At 72.3% G+C, this 14,617-nt stretch carries 13 protein-coding genes; 6 read left to right on the forward strand and 7 right to left on the reverse strand.

Annotated elements, in window-relative coordinates; translation table 11 throughout:
* Positions 1-161: 161 nt before the first annotated feature.
* Entirely contained in the window at positions 162-1,286 is a 1,125-nt protein-coding gene (gene pstS, locus H297_RS0121010; RefSeq protein WP_027738663.1) for a phosphate ABC transporter substrate-binding protein PstS, read from the reverse strand.
* A 435-nt stretch (positions 1,287-1,721) separates the two neighbouring features.
* On the opposite strand from pstS, the gene H297_RS0121015 reads away from it, so the two are divergent.
* Both H297_RS0121015 and H297_RS0121020 read left to right on the forward strand, forming a co-directional pair.
* Complete coding sequence (locus tag H297_RS0121015; protein ID WP_486589598.1) at positions 1,722-2,825, forward strand: C40 family peptidase; 1,104 nt, start codon at positions 1,722-1,724, stop codon at positions 2,823-2,825.
* A 509-nt stretch (positions 2,826-3,334) separates the two neighbouring features.
* A complete protein-coding gene (locus H297_RS0121020) occupies positions 3,335-4,783 on the forward strand; it encodes a SpoIIE family protein phosphatase (RefSeq protein WP_486589607.1) in 1,449 nt (482 codons plus the stop codon).
* A gap of 87 nt (positions 4,784-4,870) precedes the next feature.
* On the opposite strand, the gene H297_RS0121025 is transcribed toward H297_RS0121020, so the two are convergent.
* From H297_RS0121025 to H297_RS0121040, 4 genes are all read right to left on the reverse strand, one after another.
* On the reverse strand, positions 4,871-5,230 hold the full coding sequence (locus H297_RS0121025; protein ID WP_027738666.1) for a DUF2516 family protein: 360 nt from the start codon (positions 5,228-5,230) through the stop codon (positions 4,871-4,873).
* 140 nt (positions 5,231-5,370) lie between these two features.
* Positions 5,371-6,036, reverse strand: a complete 666-nt coding sequence (locus H297_RS0121030) for a hypothetical protein (RefSeq protein ID WP_027738667.1) — start codon at positions 6,034-6,036, stop codon at positions 5,371-5,373.
* Between the two features lie 107 nt (positions 6,037-6,143).
* A complete protein-coding gene (locus tag H297_RS0121035; RefSeq protein ID WP_027738668.1) occupies positions 6,144-6,566 on the reverse strand; it encodes a helix-turn-helix domain-containing protein in 423 nt (140 codons plus the stop codon).
* Positions 6,567-6,702: 136 nt separating this feature from the next.
* Complete coding sequence (locus H297_RS0121040) at positions 6,703-7,410, reverse strand: class I SAM-dependent methyltransferase (RefSeq protein ID WP_027738669.1); 708 nt, start codon at positions 7,408-7,410, stop codon at positions 6,703-6,705.
* Between the two features lie 209 nt (positions 7,411-7,619).
* Here H297_RS0121040 and H297_RS0121045 point away from each other — a divergent pair, with 209 nt between their 5' ends.
* Positions 7,620-8,156: a hypothetical protein gene (locus H297_RS0121045; RefSeq protein WP_486589599.1), complete on the forward strand. Its 537-nt coding sequence runs from the start codon at positions 7,620-7,622 to the stop codon at positions 8,154-8,156.
* Between the two features lie 94 nt (positions 8,157-8,250).
* Positions 8,251-8,988: a class I SAM-dependent methyltransferase gene (locus H297_RS0121050; RefSeq protein WP_027738671.1), complete on the forward strand. Its 738-nt coding sequence runs from the start codon at positions 8,251-8,253 to the stop codon at positions 8,986-8,988.
* A gap of 196 nt (positions 8,989-9,184) precedes the next feature.
* On the opposite strand, the gene H297_RS0121055 is transcribed toward H297_RS0121050, so the two are convergent.
* A complete protein-coding gene (locus tag H297_RS0121055) occupies positions 9,185-9,943 on the reverse strand; it encodes an aspartate racemase/maleate isomerase family protein (protein WP_027738672.1) in 759 nt (252 codons plus the stop codon).
* A gap of 115 nt (positions 9,944-10,058) precedes the next feature.
* On the opposite strand from H297_RS0121055, the gene H297_RS0121060 reads away from it, so the two are divergent.
* Entirely contained in the window at positions 10,059-11,447 is a 1,389-nt protein-coding gene (locus H297_RS0121060; protein ID WP_027738673.1) for a MerR family transcriptional regulator, read from the forward strand.
* A 347-nt stretch (positions 11,448-11,794) separates the two neighbouring features.
* Here H297_RS0121060 and H297_RS37600 read toward each other — a convergent pair whose 3' ends face one another.
* Entirely contained in the window at positions 11,795-12,499 is a 705-nt protein-coding gene (locus H297_RS37600; RefSeq protein ID WP_051352058.1) for a TetR/AcrR family transcriptional regulator, read from the reverse strand.
* A gap of 311 nt (positions 12,500-12,810) precedes the next feature.
* Here H297_RS37600 and abc-f point away from each other — a divergent pair, with 311 nt between their 5' ends.
* A complete protein-coding gene (abc-f, locus tag H297_RS0121070; protein ID WP_027738674.1) occupies positions 12,811-14,508 on the forward strand; it encodes a ribosomal protection-like ABC-F family protein in 1,698 nt (565 codons plus the stop codon).
* The last annotated feature ends 109 nt before the right edge of the window (positions 14,509-14,617 follow it).

A 14,617-nucleotide genomic window follows, 5' to 3' on the forward strand; every position in this document is an offset into this window, starting at 1 on the left:
CGGTCGGCGACTGTCGTGACACCCGCCTCGACAATTGCGAGCTTTCACTGACATTTGGGGCACGGTTTGCATGTGTGGAGGAGGCGGCCGACCGCGCGGTGCCGGCCGCCGCTGCCTCCGTTTCGCCGACGCCAGGTCGCTGACGTCGGGCTGTCGAGTGCTTACTTCAGGCTGTCGACCGTGGAGCGGACCTTGGTGATGATCTCCTCCGGGATGGGGGCGTAGCCCTTGTCCGCGAGGGCCTTCTGGCCGTCCTCGCTCGCGGTGTACTTCAGGAAGGACTTCGTCGCGCCCAGGCTCTCCTGCTTGTTGCCCTTGCTGCAGGCGATCTCGTACGTCACCAGCACGATCGGGTAGGCGTTCGCGGCCTTCGTCCGGTAGTTCAGGTCCAGCGAGAGGTCCTGGCCCTGGCCGACGACCTTGGCCTCGGCGATCGCCTTGGAGGCGTTGTCCGTGGTCGCCTCGACCGGATTCTTCGCGCCGGTGTCCAGCTTGACGGTGTTCAGGTCGTTGCCGCTCGCGTAGGAGAGCTCCGCGTACCCGATGGCGCCGTCGTTCTGCTTGACGTTGGTGGCGATGCCGGACGAACCGTCGGCGCCCTGGCCGCCCTTGCCGGCCCACGCCTTGGCGGGCGCGTGCTTCCAGGAGGAGGGCGCAGCGGTCTTCAGGTACTTGGTGAAGTTGTCGGTGGTGCCCGACTCGTCGGAGCGGTGGAACGCCTGGATCCTGGTGCCGGGCAGCTTCGCGTCCGGGTTGAGCTTCTTGATGGCCGGGTCGTTCCACTTGGTGATCTTCGAGTCGAAGATCTTGGCCAGTGTGTCCGCGTCCAGCACCAGGTCGTCGACGCCGCTGAGGTTGTAGGTGACGGCGACCGGGCCGCCCACCATCGGCAGGTCGACCGCCTGGCCGCCCTTGCAGACCTTCTTGGACTTGGCGACCTCGCCCGGCGCGAGCGCCGAGTCCGACCCCGCGAAGGCCGTCTTGCCCTGGAGGAACTCCTGGATGCCCGCGCCCGAACCGGTCGGCTTGTAGTTGAGCTGGGTGCCCTCGCACGCGGACTGGTAGGTCTGCGTCCACACGTCCATCGCGTTCTTCTGGGCGCTGGAGCCCGAGGCGAGCAGTCTCCCCTCGCCGTCGCACTTGATGTTGCTCGCGGCCTTGCTGGTCTCGCCACCGGAGCCGCCCGAGTTGTCGTCCGAGCCGCAGGCGCTCAGGACCAGGGCGCCGCACACCGTGAGAGCGCCGACAGTTGCGGTGCGGAGCCGGCTCGTGCGCTGAAGCTTCACTTTCGTTCAGTTCCTTCCTGGGCCCGGGAGCGACGGCCGGCCGGCCGTCGGGCTCTCTGGCTATGGGGCGCGGTCCCGGTGACCGGGGGTGCCGCGCTCTTCGTAAGGCCGAAATTAGACAGATCAGGTGAAGCGGCCGACGGGGTCGGGTGAACGCGGAGTGAACCTCGGCGGTCAGCCCGGTACGCCCCGCACAGCCGGACCGCCCGGCCACGGAGCGTGCCCGGAGCGCCGGCCACGGCCTTCCCGGTACGCGGGCGCAGGCGCAAGTGCGGTCGCGGTCGCGGGCGGAGGCGGGGGTGGGACACAGCGGCACCCGTCACCACCTCCCGGCGAACGCTCACGTCGATACTCGTCAGTACGTCCCTCTGTTGTCTTTCGGAACGGCATGGCACTATCCGCTCCACCGGCCTGAGTTGACCATACGGAAATGGGGTGGCCCGGGTGAGACGGCCGCTGATCAGCTCGACCTTCCCCGCGCACGGGCGGCACGGCCCGCTCGTCGTCGCCTGCACCATGGCACTGCTCGCGGGGCCCGCACTCGGCACCGCCCACGCCGACCCCGACCGGCCCGCCGCCGGCGCGACAGGACAGCGCACCGGAGAACCGAGCCTGGAGCAGATCCGCAAGGACATCGAGCGCCTGCACGACAAGGCCGAGTCGGCGACGGACGCGTACAACGCCGCCGAGGCCGCCACCACGAAGCAGCAGAAACACCTCGTCGCACTCGCCCGCCGCATCGACACCACCCAGGGCGAACTCGACAAGCTCAACGACACCGCCGGCGCCATGGCCCGCTCCCAGTACCGCAACGGCGGCGCACCCCCGGCCGCGCAGCTCCTGCTCGACGACGACCCCGCGGGCTTCCTGCGCGGCCTCTCCCTCGCACACAAGGGCCAGCAGGCCACCCGCTCGTTCATCGGCACGCTCACCCGGACCCGCGCACGGCTCAGCGGCGACGCGAAGGACGCCTCCCAGGCGTGGACGAAGCTGGAGAAGACCCGCAAGAAGAAGGCCGCGGCCAAGAAGAAGATCACCGGCCGGTTGCAGAAGGCCAAGAAGATCGAGGCGGGCCTGCAGAAGGACGAGCGGGAGCGGCTGCGCAAGCTCCAGGACGAGGCAGCCGAGGCGGCGCAGGCGAAGTGGCTGAAGAGCGGGGCGCTGAAGGGCACCCACGACAAGGCGTCCCCGGCCGGCCGCCGGGCCCTCAAGTGGGCCACCGCACAGCTCGGGAAGGACTACGTCTGGGGCGCCGAGGGCCCGGACACCTTCGACTGCTCCGGGCTGACGATGCGCGCCTGGGAGGCCGCGGGCGTCCGTATCCCGCGCACCTCCCAGGAGCAGTGGAAACGGCTCCCGCACGTGCCGGTCGCCACGATGCGCCCCGGCGACCTGATCATCTACAAGAAGGACGCCAGCCACGTCGGGATCTACGCCGGTGACGGTGCGCTGCTGCACGCGCCGCGTACGGGGCGGCAGATCACCGTGGAGGGCGCGGGCAGCATGCCGATCCTGGGCGTCGTCCGCCCCGACAAGTGAGGCGGGCCGTACGAGGGTGACGGGGCGGCACCCGCGGATGAGCCTGGTCCGACAGGTGGGACGGGGCGGCCTGAGTGCGGCACGATGGGGGCATTTGTGCCATTCATCCGAACATGCCTCGCGTGAGCTTGGTCATGAGCGAGTCGGTGGAACGGTCGCTGACCTGCGACGAACTCCCGCCGTGGCGCGGGCATATGACCGTGGCGGATGAAGGACGGGCATTCCGTCCGCGCCGTCATGAACGCTAAGGTCCCTCCTCGGAGCCCGGGATGACGAGCGCCCGACCACCGCGCGCCGTTCCGGGCCGAGTCATGGTGGCCGCCGCACGGCGTGCGCACCACGCCCTCGGGGGAGGGAGAGGTTTCAGCATGCCCGCAAGCGCGCCCGCGGCCGGGGCGGCGGCACGGTCCGCCGAGGTGCCGGCCCGGCAGGCCGCACCGGGAACCGGCGGCAGCCTGACCCTGCTGGTCATCGAGGACGACCCCACGGGGACGGCCAGCGTGCCGCGCATGCTCGACGCCTACGGCAAGCCCGTACGGGTCCGCACGGCCCGCAACCTCACCGAGGCCGCGCGACTCCTCACGGACGACGTCCACTGCATCCTGCTCGACCTCGCCCTCCCCTACGAGGACGAGCGCCCCGGCCCGGCGGCCCCCCGCACCACGCGGGGCGCCGCCGCCGGTGCCGACGACGGTATGACCGGCGTGACCGATGAGACCGATGAGACCGCTGTGACCGCTGTGGGCGGGGCCGGTGCTACGGCCGATGGCGGGGCGATCCCGGACCGGGTTCCGATGCCCGGTGAAACCTCCGTCTCCGGTGGAACCTCCGTCTCCGGTGGAACCTCCGTCTCCGGTGGAACCTCCGTCTCCGGTGGAACCTCCGTCTCCGGTGGAACCTCCGTCTCCGGTGGAACCTCCGTCCCCGGTGATGCCGTCGTCCCCGGTGAGGCCGCGATGCCTGGTGCGGCCGACGAGCTGCAGATCCTGCGGCGCGTCCTGCGCATGGCCCCGCGCCAGGCGGTGCTGGCACTCACCGACGGCAGCGACGCCGAACGGGCCGCGGACGCCGTACGGGTCGGTGCCCAGGACTATCTCTTCCGCGACGAACTGGACGGCAGGCTGCTGGTCCGGGCCATCCGCTACGCAGTCGCCCGGAAACGGGCCGACCTGGCGCAACGCCAGTTGACCGAGACGCGGCTACGGACCCAGGAGAACGCCCGGCTGGAACGCGGACTGCTGCCCCGGCCGCTGCTGGAAGGCAGCGAGCTGCGGTTCGCCGCCCGCTACCGCCCGGGCCGCTCCCGCGCCCTGCTCGGCGGCGACTTCTACGACACCGTCCGCACCCCGGACGGTGTGGTGCACGCCATGATCGGTGACGTGTGCGGTCACGGCCCCGACGAGGCGGCGCTCGGCGTCGAGCTGCGCATCGCCTGGCGCGCCCTCACCTTCGCCGGACTCTGCGGCGACGCGCTGCTGGGCACCCTGCAGAAGGTGCTGGAGAACGAGCGGGCCAGCGAGGAGATCTTCGCGACGCTGTGCACCGTCGACATCGCCGCGGACGGCCGCAGCGCCGGCGTGTGCCTGGCCGGGCACCCCTCCCCGCTGTTCGCGGGCAGCTCCGGCGCAGCACCCCGACTGCTTCCCTACGACGAGAGCGGGCCGGCGCTCGGCCTGCTGCCGTACGCGCGATGGCCGCGCCGCCAGGTCACCCTCGGCCGCTCCTGGAGCCTGATGATGTACACGGACGGGCTGATCGAGGGCCACGTCGACGAGGGGCGCAGGGACAGCAGGGAGCGGCTCGGACAGCAGGGCATGCTCGACATCGTCACCCGGCGGCTGACGGAAGGAGCCCGCGGCGAGCGACTGCTGGACGCCACGATGAGCGACGTGCGGCGGCTCAACGGCGGCGAACTGACCGACGACGTGGCGGTGCTCCTCCTGGACCGCGAGCGGTGACCCACCCGCCCCCCGGCGAGGACGGGGGAAGTGGCCCCGGCAACGACAGGGTGGGAGGAGTGGGAGGAGGCACGAGCGCCGAGAGGATCACCGACCGTTGAACGGGCCGTACGGTCCGTCGCTGCTGCTGCCTCTGCGGCGGCCCCAGCCGCGCCCGCCGCCCCGGCTGTTGCCCGTGACCTGCTTGAGGGCGGGGCGGACATCCACGAGATACACGATCGTGGCGATCAGGCCGATGATCTGCAGCATGAAGAACGGCATCGGGAAGATGTTCACCGCGGCCGTGAGCCCCAGGACGATCAGCCAGAACGGCTTCTTCTGTTTGTCGGCCGCGCGGTAGGCGTCCTCCCGCCGTAGCGCGGCGTCCACGAACGTGAAGACCGCGAGGGCGAGCAGCACGAGGCTGATCAGCGACATCACGGTGAGCTGAAAGCGCTCGAACATCATCGTGCTCACTCTCCCGGTCGGTCTCTGACGTGCGGTTCTCGTGCACGGGGGCTCTTGCCGCCACCGTACCCCAGCACAAGCAGAACGGGCCGGGCACGAGAATGGTGCCCGGCCCGTCCCCGTTCCGAACGCACGCGGCCTCAGGACTCGCTCTTCGGCGGCGTCGCCGGCTTCCGCGCCGCCGGCGCCTTGCGGGCCGTGCCGTTCTTGGCAGCCGTGCTCTTGGCAGTGCCGCCCTTGGCGGTGGTGCTCTTCGCAGTGCCGTTGGCCGCAGCGCCGTTCTTCGCGGCGCCGCTCTTGGCGGTGCCGTTACCGGTTCCGGCCGCCTGGGCCTCACCGGCGGTGTCCCGCGAGGAGCTGTCGAGGGGCGCCTCCTCCACCGGAGGCTCGGCGATCTTCACCGGCTGGGCCGGGCCGCGCTCCACGGTCACCTCGGGGGCCTCGTGCTCGCCGTCGCCGCGCCAGTTCTTGACGGCCTCCCGGCCGCGCACCGCCAGGTCGTCGTAGGTCTCGCGGGCCTTGACCGCGTACTCCGCGGCGACGCCGACCCCCTGGAGGGCGAGGTGCTGCGCCTGTTCGCGGAGCTTCTTGATGTCCGTGTCGATGCCGGAGAGGGTCTCGCTGACCTTGGCCTGCGTCTCCTTGGCCTGCTGCGTGAGCTTCGCCTGCACCTCCTTGGGGTCCGTCTCCCGGACCGCCGCGAGGGCCTGGGGCGCCTCTTCGCGGAGCTTGTCGACGACGCCCGCGGCGAAGTAGAGCGGCGTGGGGTCGGTAAGGGTCTTGCGCAGGTCGTTCGCGAGGGGCATGAGGGTACGCCTTTCGTGGCTGAGCTCGCTGGATCCGGTTCGTTTGTGGTGGCGTGCGGGGCGGCGGCCCGGTGCGCCCGGCGGCGGCACCGCTGCCGCAGGGGCCTCTACTGCTCCGCCGGCCCGTCGGGCGGCGGCTGTGCCTGTGGTGCTTCCGCCGCCTCGCGCGCCGTTGCCCGGTGGGCCGCGTTCTCCTTGCGGAACGACTCGTAGATCTGGAGCAGCGCCTGCTTCTGCTGCTCGTTGATCGAGGAGTCCGCCAGGATGGCGGCCGGCACCTGCAACAGGTCCTCCCGGTCCCGCTCGTCGAGAATCCCGGCCTGCACGTACAGCGTCTCCGCCGAGATCCGCAGCGCCTTGGCCAACTGCTGCAGGATCTCCGCGCTCGGCTTGCGCAGGCCGCGCTCGATCTGGCTCAGGTACGGGTTCGAGACACCGGCGGCCTCCGCGAGCTGCCGCAGCGACAGCTTCGCGGTCCGGCGCTGTTCCCGCAGGAACTCGCCGAGGTTCCCGACGTTGAGCGAGGCCATGTCCCCCAGAGTGCACCCAACGCGCTAACTTTTGCAAGCACCCTGCTTGCAAGTGTCGCGCGGAGGGCTCCCGACCGCGCGGACTACCCGGGTGGCTGCACCTGGGGGGGCCGGTGTGTCCGGGCCGGCATTCCGTTCAGCAGAACGGCTGGAACTCCCTGAAGTCGGGCTTCGGGTGCGGAGCGGGCAGTCGGTAGGCCCGGGTTCGCGGCCGGCCGCCGGCCGGGTCGGTCGTCCCGTCGGCCAGCGCGTCCGGCACCGGGCGCCACCCCAGATTGGTCTCGAAGTACGCCGCGGCGGCGGCGACCGACGGCCACCAGACATCGTCGAGCAGCACGATGCCGCCGGGGCGGACGATCCCGCTCAGGAAGTGGAGGTCGACGAACACGTCGTGGAAGTGGTGGCTGCCGTCGACGAACGCCGCATCCGCGGTGAAGCCCGCTCCGGCCAGTCTGGCGAGGAACTGCTGCGATGGTTCGGTCACCAGCTCCGCGACGTCGTCCAGGTCGGCGTCGCGCAGCAGCTCCCACCCCACACCGTCGTACGCCGTGTACTGGAACGGGTCGATCACCACATGCCGTGGGGTCCGCGAACCAGCGCGCAGCAGCGCCTCGCCGATGGCCAGCGCCGAGCCGGCATAGCCGAGCCCGACCTCCACGACCGTGCCCGCTTGCTCCTCCACCAGGAGGTCACGCACCTGGTCGCAGTCGTGCTCAGGCAGCCTGACGGTGGCGAAGTCCGGAGCGCCGTCGGGACGCCGCGGTGGTCCGTGCGCGGCAAGTCCACGTCGTACGGCGGCGACGCGCTCCGGCCACTCGCCTGCGGCTCCGTCCGGTTGCGCCATCGAACTCACCAGACCCACTCCTTCTTGTTGCAGCACATGACGTGGCCCAATGTGGCATCCACAGTGGCCGACCGTAGTGCTCGGTGAGACGGGTCAGGCAGGTGGCGGGCCGGTCCCGGCGGGGCTCGACGCCCCTGGCGCCGAAGGCCGCGGCAGATACAGTGCTTCGGTGACCGCATGGCCGGAAGGCGGGGAGCGGGTGTCGGCCCTTGTGGCTGACGTCCGGCACCTCCGCGCAGTTCAGCACCGTCTCACTCGCCTCGGTGAGCGCCGTGGCCGCTGACTTCCGGATCACCTGGACGCCGGTCGGACACGGCTGGGCCGACTGCGTAATCGCATCGCCCGCAGCGAAGGCCGAGCTCACTGCTTCGTACCTCAGCAGTGCTCCCGAGGATCTGCTGACCGCGGTGGCCCGGATCGTGGCCGGCGAACCGGAGACACGCGCGCAGTTCGAGGCGGAACCGACCGCGTTCCGCTGGATCTTCCGCCAGGAGCGGGACGAGGTCCGGCTCCGACTGCTCGAACTGCGGCACGGCAGCGACCACGACGACGCCGGAACCGAACTCTGGTCCGGGGTGCTGAGGGTGGACGATCTCGCCCGCGCGGTGGTGCGCTGCTTCGACGAGGTCGCGACGGTCCATGGCGAGAGCGGATACCGCAACAAGTGGGGTGCAGACTTTCCCCGCAGTGAGCTCGAAGTGCTCAGGCAGGCGTGGCGGACCCGCCGCTCCGCCGACGGCTCGTGAGGGGGCCGAGGGGGCTGCGCCCCGGCCCGTCGGCACCCCGTCAGCGCGGTTATTCGCTGGCGCGTCGCGCCGTGCGGTGGTGGGCTCCTCCGCTGTGACCGGACTCAACGACCCTGCCTTCTTCGACCGTTACGCCCACGAGTACGACGAACAGGACGTCTACGAACCCACCCCGACCGTCGACTTCCTGGCCGACCTCGTACCGGCGGGCGGGCGTGCCCTCGAACTCGCGATCGGCACCGGCCGGGTGGCCGTCCCTCTGGCCGCGCGCGGCATCTCCGTCCACGGCATCGACGGCTCACCCGCCATGGTCGAACAGATGCGTGCCAAGCCCGGTGGACGGGACATCCCCGTGACGATCGGCGACATGGCCGACGTGGCCGTGGACGGCACCTTCCCACTCGCCTACCTGGTCTTCAACACCCTCTTCAACCTCCCGGACCAGAGCCGCCAGGTCGACTGCTTCCGCAACGTCGCGAAGGTCCTCGAACCGGGCGGAGTGTTCGTGGTCGAGTGCTTCGTCCAGGACCTGACCGAGTTCGACCGCCACCAACGCCTCGCCACCCGCGCCCTCTCCGACACTGCCGTCGACATGGAGTTCCTGCTCCACGACCCGGTCGAGCAGGCGGTCACCTACCAGCGTGTGACCTTCGACGAGCACGGCACCACCCTGCGGCCGCTACGGCTCCGCTACTGCTGGCCCAGCGAACTGGACCTGATGGCCCGGCTCGCCGGGCTGCGCCTCCGCGAGCGCTGCACCGACTGGGACCACAGCCCGTTCACCGCCGCCAGCCGCAGACACGTATCGGTCTACGAGAAGCCCGCCCCGTGAAGATCCCGCCTCACGGGGAATCCGCCCTCCAAGGCCCTGTTCCCGGGCGAGGGGGTGCCCATCCGCGCCTCGCCGAACGGGGGTCAAGGCGGTCAGCGGTGTCCCGACCAGGCGTCCGTCGACGTGCCCGCGTACCGGACCGGTGGCCCGGCCCGGCGCCCGGGAGGGAGGGCGTCGGGCGGGTGAGGCGGGGAGGTCAGTGGGGGCCGGTGTCGGGGAGGGGCTCGGGGAGGAGCCGTTGGCCGGGGCCGTGCGGGGGTGCGCCCACGCTGCGTAGCAGGGCCCAGGCAGTGGCCTGGTTCGCGGAGACGACGGGTTTGCTCAGGCGGGCTTCGAGGAGCGGGACGGCGTCGTAGGTGGGGAGGGCGGTGCAGCTCACGAACACGGCGTCGGCCTCGGGGTGGTCCCCTTCGGTGACGGCGTCGAGCACCTGCCGGCCGGTCACGGTGTCGACGGCCTCGACCGAATCCAGGTGCAGAGAGGTCAGGGCCACGACGTCGAAGCCGGAGGCCTCCAGGTAGGCGGCGAGACGGCGGTCGACCGGTTCCTGGTAGGGGTGGACGACGGCGAGAGTGCGGGCGCCGACGGCGCGGAGCGCTGCGGTGACCGCACCGCTGGTCGTCAGCGCGCGCGGCGCCCCGTGCTCCGCCATCGTCCGGCGCAGCAGTCGTTCACCGGCCACGCCGTCGACGAAGCTGCACGCGGTGCACAGGTACGCCACGGCCTCCGCGCCGTACGCGGCGAGCTTCCGCACCGGCTCCGCCAGCAGCTCGGGCCTGCCGAGGCCGGAGGCCAGTTCGAGGTTGTCCCGGAACGGGACCCTCCGCGTGAACGTCACCGTGCAGTCCACGGTCGGCGGAAACCATCGCCGCAGTTCGTCCTCGCGGCGGAAGTCGAAGGAGGCGACCACGCCGACATGGTGCCTCGTCACCGGCCCGGGCTCCCGTTCACGCATGTCACCGAGGCTAGGCGCACGAGCGGGGTCACCGCTGTGTTGACCCTCCCCTGGGGGGAGGCCACAGCATCGGCGGGGCCGGGCAAGGCACCCGGTTCGACGAGGGAGGGCGGGCATGGGACTGCTGAGCATCGGGGCGTTCGCCAGGGCGGCACGGCTGTCGCCGAAAGCCCTGCGGCTGTACGACGAGCTCGGTCTGCTGACCCCCGCGCGGGTGGATCCGGTCAGCGGGTACCGCCGCTACGCCCCCGCCCAACTGGAGCGGGCGCGCCTCGTGGCCTGGCTGCGCCGCCTGGGCATGCCCCTGGCGCGTATCCGGCGCGTGTGCGAGCTGGCGGAGGCGCCCGGGGCCGCGGGGGCCGCCCAGGAGGTGCGGGCCTTCTGGGCGGCGGTCGAGGCCGAGACCGCCGCCGGTCGCGACCTGGCCACCTTCCTCGTCGACCACCTGTCAGGGAGGGATCTTCTCGTGAGCGGAGTGCACGGCAATGACGGTGTCGACAAGGGCGACGATGACCGTTACGGCGACGGCGCCCCCGGGACGGCCGGTGGGGCCGCAGCGGCGCACGGGACGCCGACGGGGCAGGCACCGGGGAAGGAGATGCCGACGGGACACGGGACGTCGACAGGGCACGGTGCTCGGGGGGACGGCGGCCCGCTGCCGGTGATCCGTTACGCGGCTCTGTCCGACCGCGGACGTGTCCGGGAGAGCAACCAGGACACCGCGTACGCCGGTTCACGGCTGCTGGCCGTGGCCGACGGTTTCGGCAGCGGGGGAGGCCCCGCGAGCGCCGCCGCCGTCGACGTCTTCAAACGGCTGGAGGCCGAGGTGGTCGCCGGTCCCGCCGGGGACCTGCTCAACGCCCTGGAGGACGCCGTCGCGGAGGCCGAGCGGGCCGTGCGCGGGGTGGCGGTACCCTCCGTGAACTCTGCGGACTCCCCGGACCCCCTGGCGGCCGCGGAGACAGGGCGGGACATCGGTACGACCCTCACGGCCCTGCTGTGGACGGGCTCCCGCCTCGCTCTCGTGCACCTGGGCGACTCCCGCGCGTATCTGCTGCGCGACGGCGGGCTCTTCCAGATCACGCATGACCACTCGGTGGTGCAGGCCATGATCGACGAGGGCCGCCTCAGCCCCGAGGAGGCCGCCTCGCACCCACAGCGTTCCCTGCTCGCACGGGCGTTGACCGGCGGCCCGGCCTCGTCGGCGGCCACCGCCACGGCGCGGGACGCCACGGTGCGGGACGGCGTGGGCGTCCGCGGCGCGCGGGGCACCGCAGCCGCCGAGATGCGCCTCCACGACGCGCGCCTCGGCGACCGGTACCTGCTGTGTTCGGACGGCCTGTCCGCCGTGGTCGCGACGGCGGAGGTGCGTCGGGTACTCGGCTCGGAACCCGATCCGGAGCGCGCGGTCCGCGCTCTGGTCGGTCTCGCCAACGAGGCCGGCGGCCCGGACAACGTGAGCTGCGTGGTGGCGGACGTGGTGATGCCGGATGATGCTCGCTGACGCCCTTCGCCGCTGCCAACTGCACAGGTCCCGACTGGAGCAGCTGATCGGGGAGGCGGAGGAGTACCGGAGGGCCCGCGCGGCGCGGGAGCGCCGAAGCGCCCGGTCAGCCCGTACGGCCGTCGGTCGGCCCACCCGGCGGGGCACGGCACCGTGGTGGCGGCCCGGGTTCCGCTCCCGGTGGCCCGAAGCCAGATGAGCCGCTCGGGTGTCGCGACCGACGACATCGCGGCCGCTGCCGCGTTCCTCGCCTTCGACGGTGCCGCGTCCGTCACCGGCCACGGCCAGGATCGCCGCGTCGACGGCGGACCGGTGGGCTCCGTCCCCGCGTGGGGGCCCGGTGCGCGTCACGTCGCCGGGCCCGCTGTGTCGGACGGAGGCCCGGCATGGCTCCCGCCGCCCGCGAAAGCCCCCGCCCGCGCCGCGAGCACCGCGGTGTGCGCGGCGTCCGCGGGGAGCGCGGGGTCCGGTGCGGTGTGGAGCAGCACCGTGTGGTGATAGAGGGGCGCGGTGGCAGCCACCAGCAGTCTTCGGGCGTCGACGGGGGGTTCGAGTTCGTCCCGGGCGACGGCGCGCCCGACCACGCCGGCGCACCGCTCGTAGCGGTCCTCCCAGAACCGGCGGAGCGCCTCGGCGGCGCCCTCGGACCGGAAGGAGGCGGCGATCAGGGCCACGGCCAAGGAGGCTTCCTCGGTCAGCGCGGCGTGCACCTCCTCGTTCAGCGCGCGGAGATCACCTTCCAGTGAACCGGTGTCCGGCGGTGCCCAGTTGTCGGCACCGGCCGCTTCCAGTACGTCGGCGAGCAGCCCGCCGACATCGCGCCAGCGGCGGTAGACCGTCGCACGGTGCACCCCGGAACGGGCGGCGACGGCGTCGACGGTGAGCCCGTCGTATCCGTGCTCGACCAGCAGCGGGCCGACGGCCCCCAGGACCTGTTCGCGGACGCGCGCGGTCCGGCCCCCCGGTCGCCGGGCCCCGGGGGCCGGTGCCGTGCCGGCACCGCCGCCCCCCTGCCCCTCACCCGCCCTGGCCTCCCTCTCCTCGTCGGCCATCTCCTGCTCGCGCTCCGTCGCCGCCATGCCCTCTCCCTTCACCCTCACCTCGTCAGGCTCCCGCGCCCCGCGCCGGGGCCTCCGTCTCCGCTCGCTCTTGCGGCCGGGCCGCGACCGTGTCACCATCTTAACGCGACAAGCGTCGCGGTAAAAGTCTCGGTCGTGTGTGAGGCGGGGTCCGCCACCGGCGCGGCGAACGTGGAATGAGGAGTTGCTGATGCTCATCCGGAGCGTTTCTTCCCCGGTCCTGCGGCCTGCTTCGGCTGCTTCCCCCTCGATTTCCCTCTCGATCGCTGTGGAGAAGAACACCCATGCCTACTCAGATCACGGCCTCCGCCGTCACGAAGTCGTACGAGGGCCGGACGGTCCTGGACGGAGTGAGCTGCGCGCTCTCGGCGGGTGACCGCGCCGGGGTCGTCGGCGAGAACGGCTCCGGAAAGACGACGCTGCTGCGTCTGTTCGCGGGGGAGGAGAAACCCGACCACGGGGAGATCACGGTGCACGCCGAGGGCGGCGTCGGCCATCTCCCGCAGGAAGAGCAACTGCCGGCCACGCTCACCGTCCAGCAGGTCATCGACGGCGCGATGAGCGAGCTGCGCAGGATGGAACAGCGGCTGCGCGTGCTGGAGGCGGCCATGTCGGCCGACGGCACCGCGACGCTGCCGTCCTCCCCTGCGGAGGTGCAACGGGAGTACGGGGAACTGCTGACCGCCTACGAGCTGCGCGGCGGATACGAGGCCGAGGCCCGCGTCGAACGGGCGCTGCACGGGCTGGGCCTGGGCCTGGTGGACCGGGCACGCACGGTGGGAGGCCTGTCGGGTGGCGAGCGGGTACGGCTGCGGCTGGCCGCGCTCCTGGCGGCGAGCCCTGAAGTGCTGCTGCTGGACGAGCCGACGAATCACCTCGACGAGGCCGCGCTGGGCTGGTTGGAGAACCACTTGCGCGCACGTCGCGGCACCACGGTGGCCGTCTCCCACGACCGCACGTTCCTGGAGCGTGTCAGCAGCACGCTGCTGGAGGTGGACGCCGACCGGCGGGAGGTCGTGCGCTACGGCAACGGCTACGCGGGCTACCTGAGGGAGAAGGCCGCCGCCCGACGCCGCTGGGCCGAGAAACACGAGCGATGGCGGGCGGAGACCGAGCAGCTCCGGCAGACCGCCGCCACCACGGCCCGCCGGGTCGCCCCCGGCAGGGGGATGAAGGACGGCAACAAGATGGCGTACGACCGTGCGGGCGGCCGTGTCCAGCAGTCCCTCGCCGGGCGGGTGCGGAACGCCGAGGAACGGCTGCGCCGGCTGCTGGCCGATCCCGTTCCGCCCCCGCCCGCACCGCTGCGCTTCACCGCCGTGCCGCGCGGATCGGGCCTGCGGGGCACGGTGCTCGACGCGGAGGGCGTGGAGGTCCGCGGCAGACTGGCCCGCACGGGACTGACGGTCGCCGCAGGCGAACGCCTGCTGGTGACGGGGCCGAACGGCGCCGGGAAGAGCACCCTTTTGAGCGTGCTGGCGGGGGAGGCGGAGCCCGACACGGGCCGGATCTCGCGCCGGGGCCGGATCGGTCACCTCGCCCAGGAGCCGGAGTGCACGGCCGACCCCGGGATGACGCTTCTCCAGGCCTACGCCCGGGGACGGCCCGGCCCGCTGGAGGAGCACGCGGAACGGCTGCGGGCCCTGGGTCTGTTCGCCCCTGAGCAACCGCAGGTGCCGGTGGCCCGGCTCTCGACGGGCCAACGACAGCGGCTGGAGCTGGCCCGACTGGTGACCCGGCCGGTCGACATCCTGCTGCTGGACGAGCCCACCAACCACCTTTCGCCCGCCCTGGCGGAGGAGTTGGAGGAGGCCCTGGACGTCTATGACGGCGCCCTGGTCGTCGTGAGCCACGACCGCAGGCTCCGCCAGCGCTGGCGCGGCGCGCACCTCGCCCTCGAAAAACCCGCCCCGGATGGGCACGCACGGCACCGACCGACCCCGCTGCCCGCGGGGGCGGCCGACGACAGGAGCAACCCATGACCCCCACCCCGTCCGCCCCCGAGCCACCCGGCCCCGCGTCGTCCCTCCCCGCGTCATCTCTCCCTACCTCGTCCACCCCCTCCTCCCCACCCGCCGCGGCGTCCTCCGC

Source organism: Streptomyces sp. CNT360 (genome assembly GCF_000424785.1).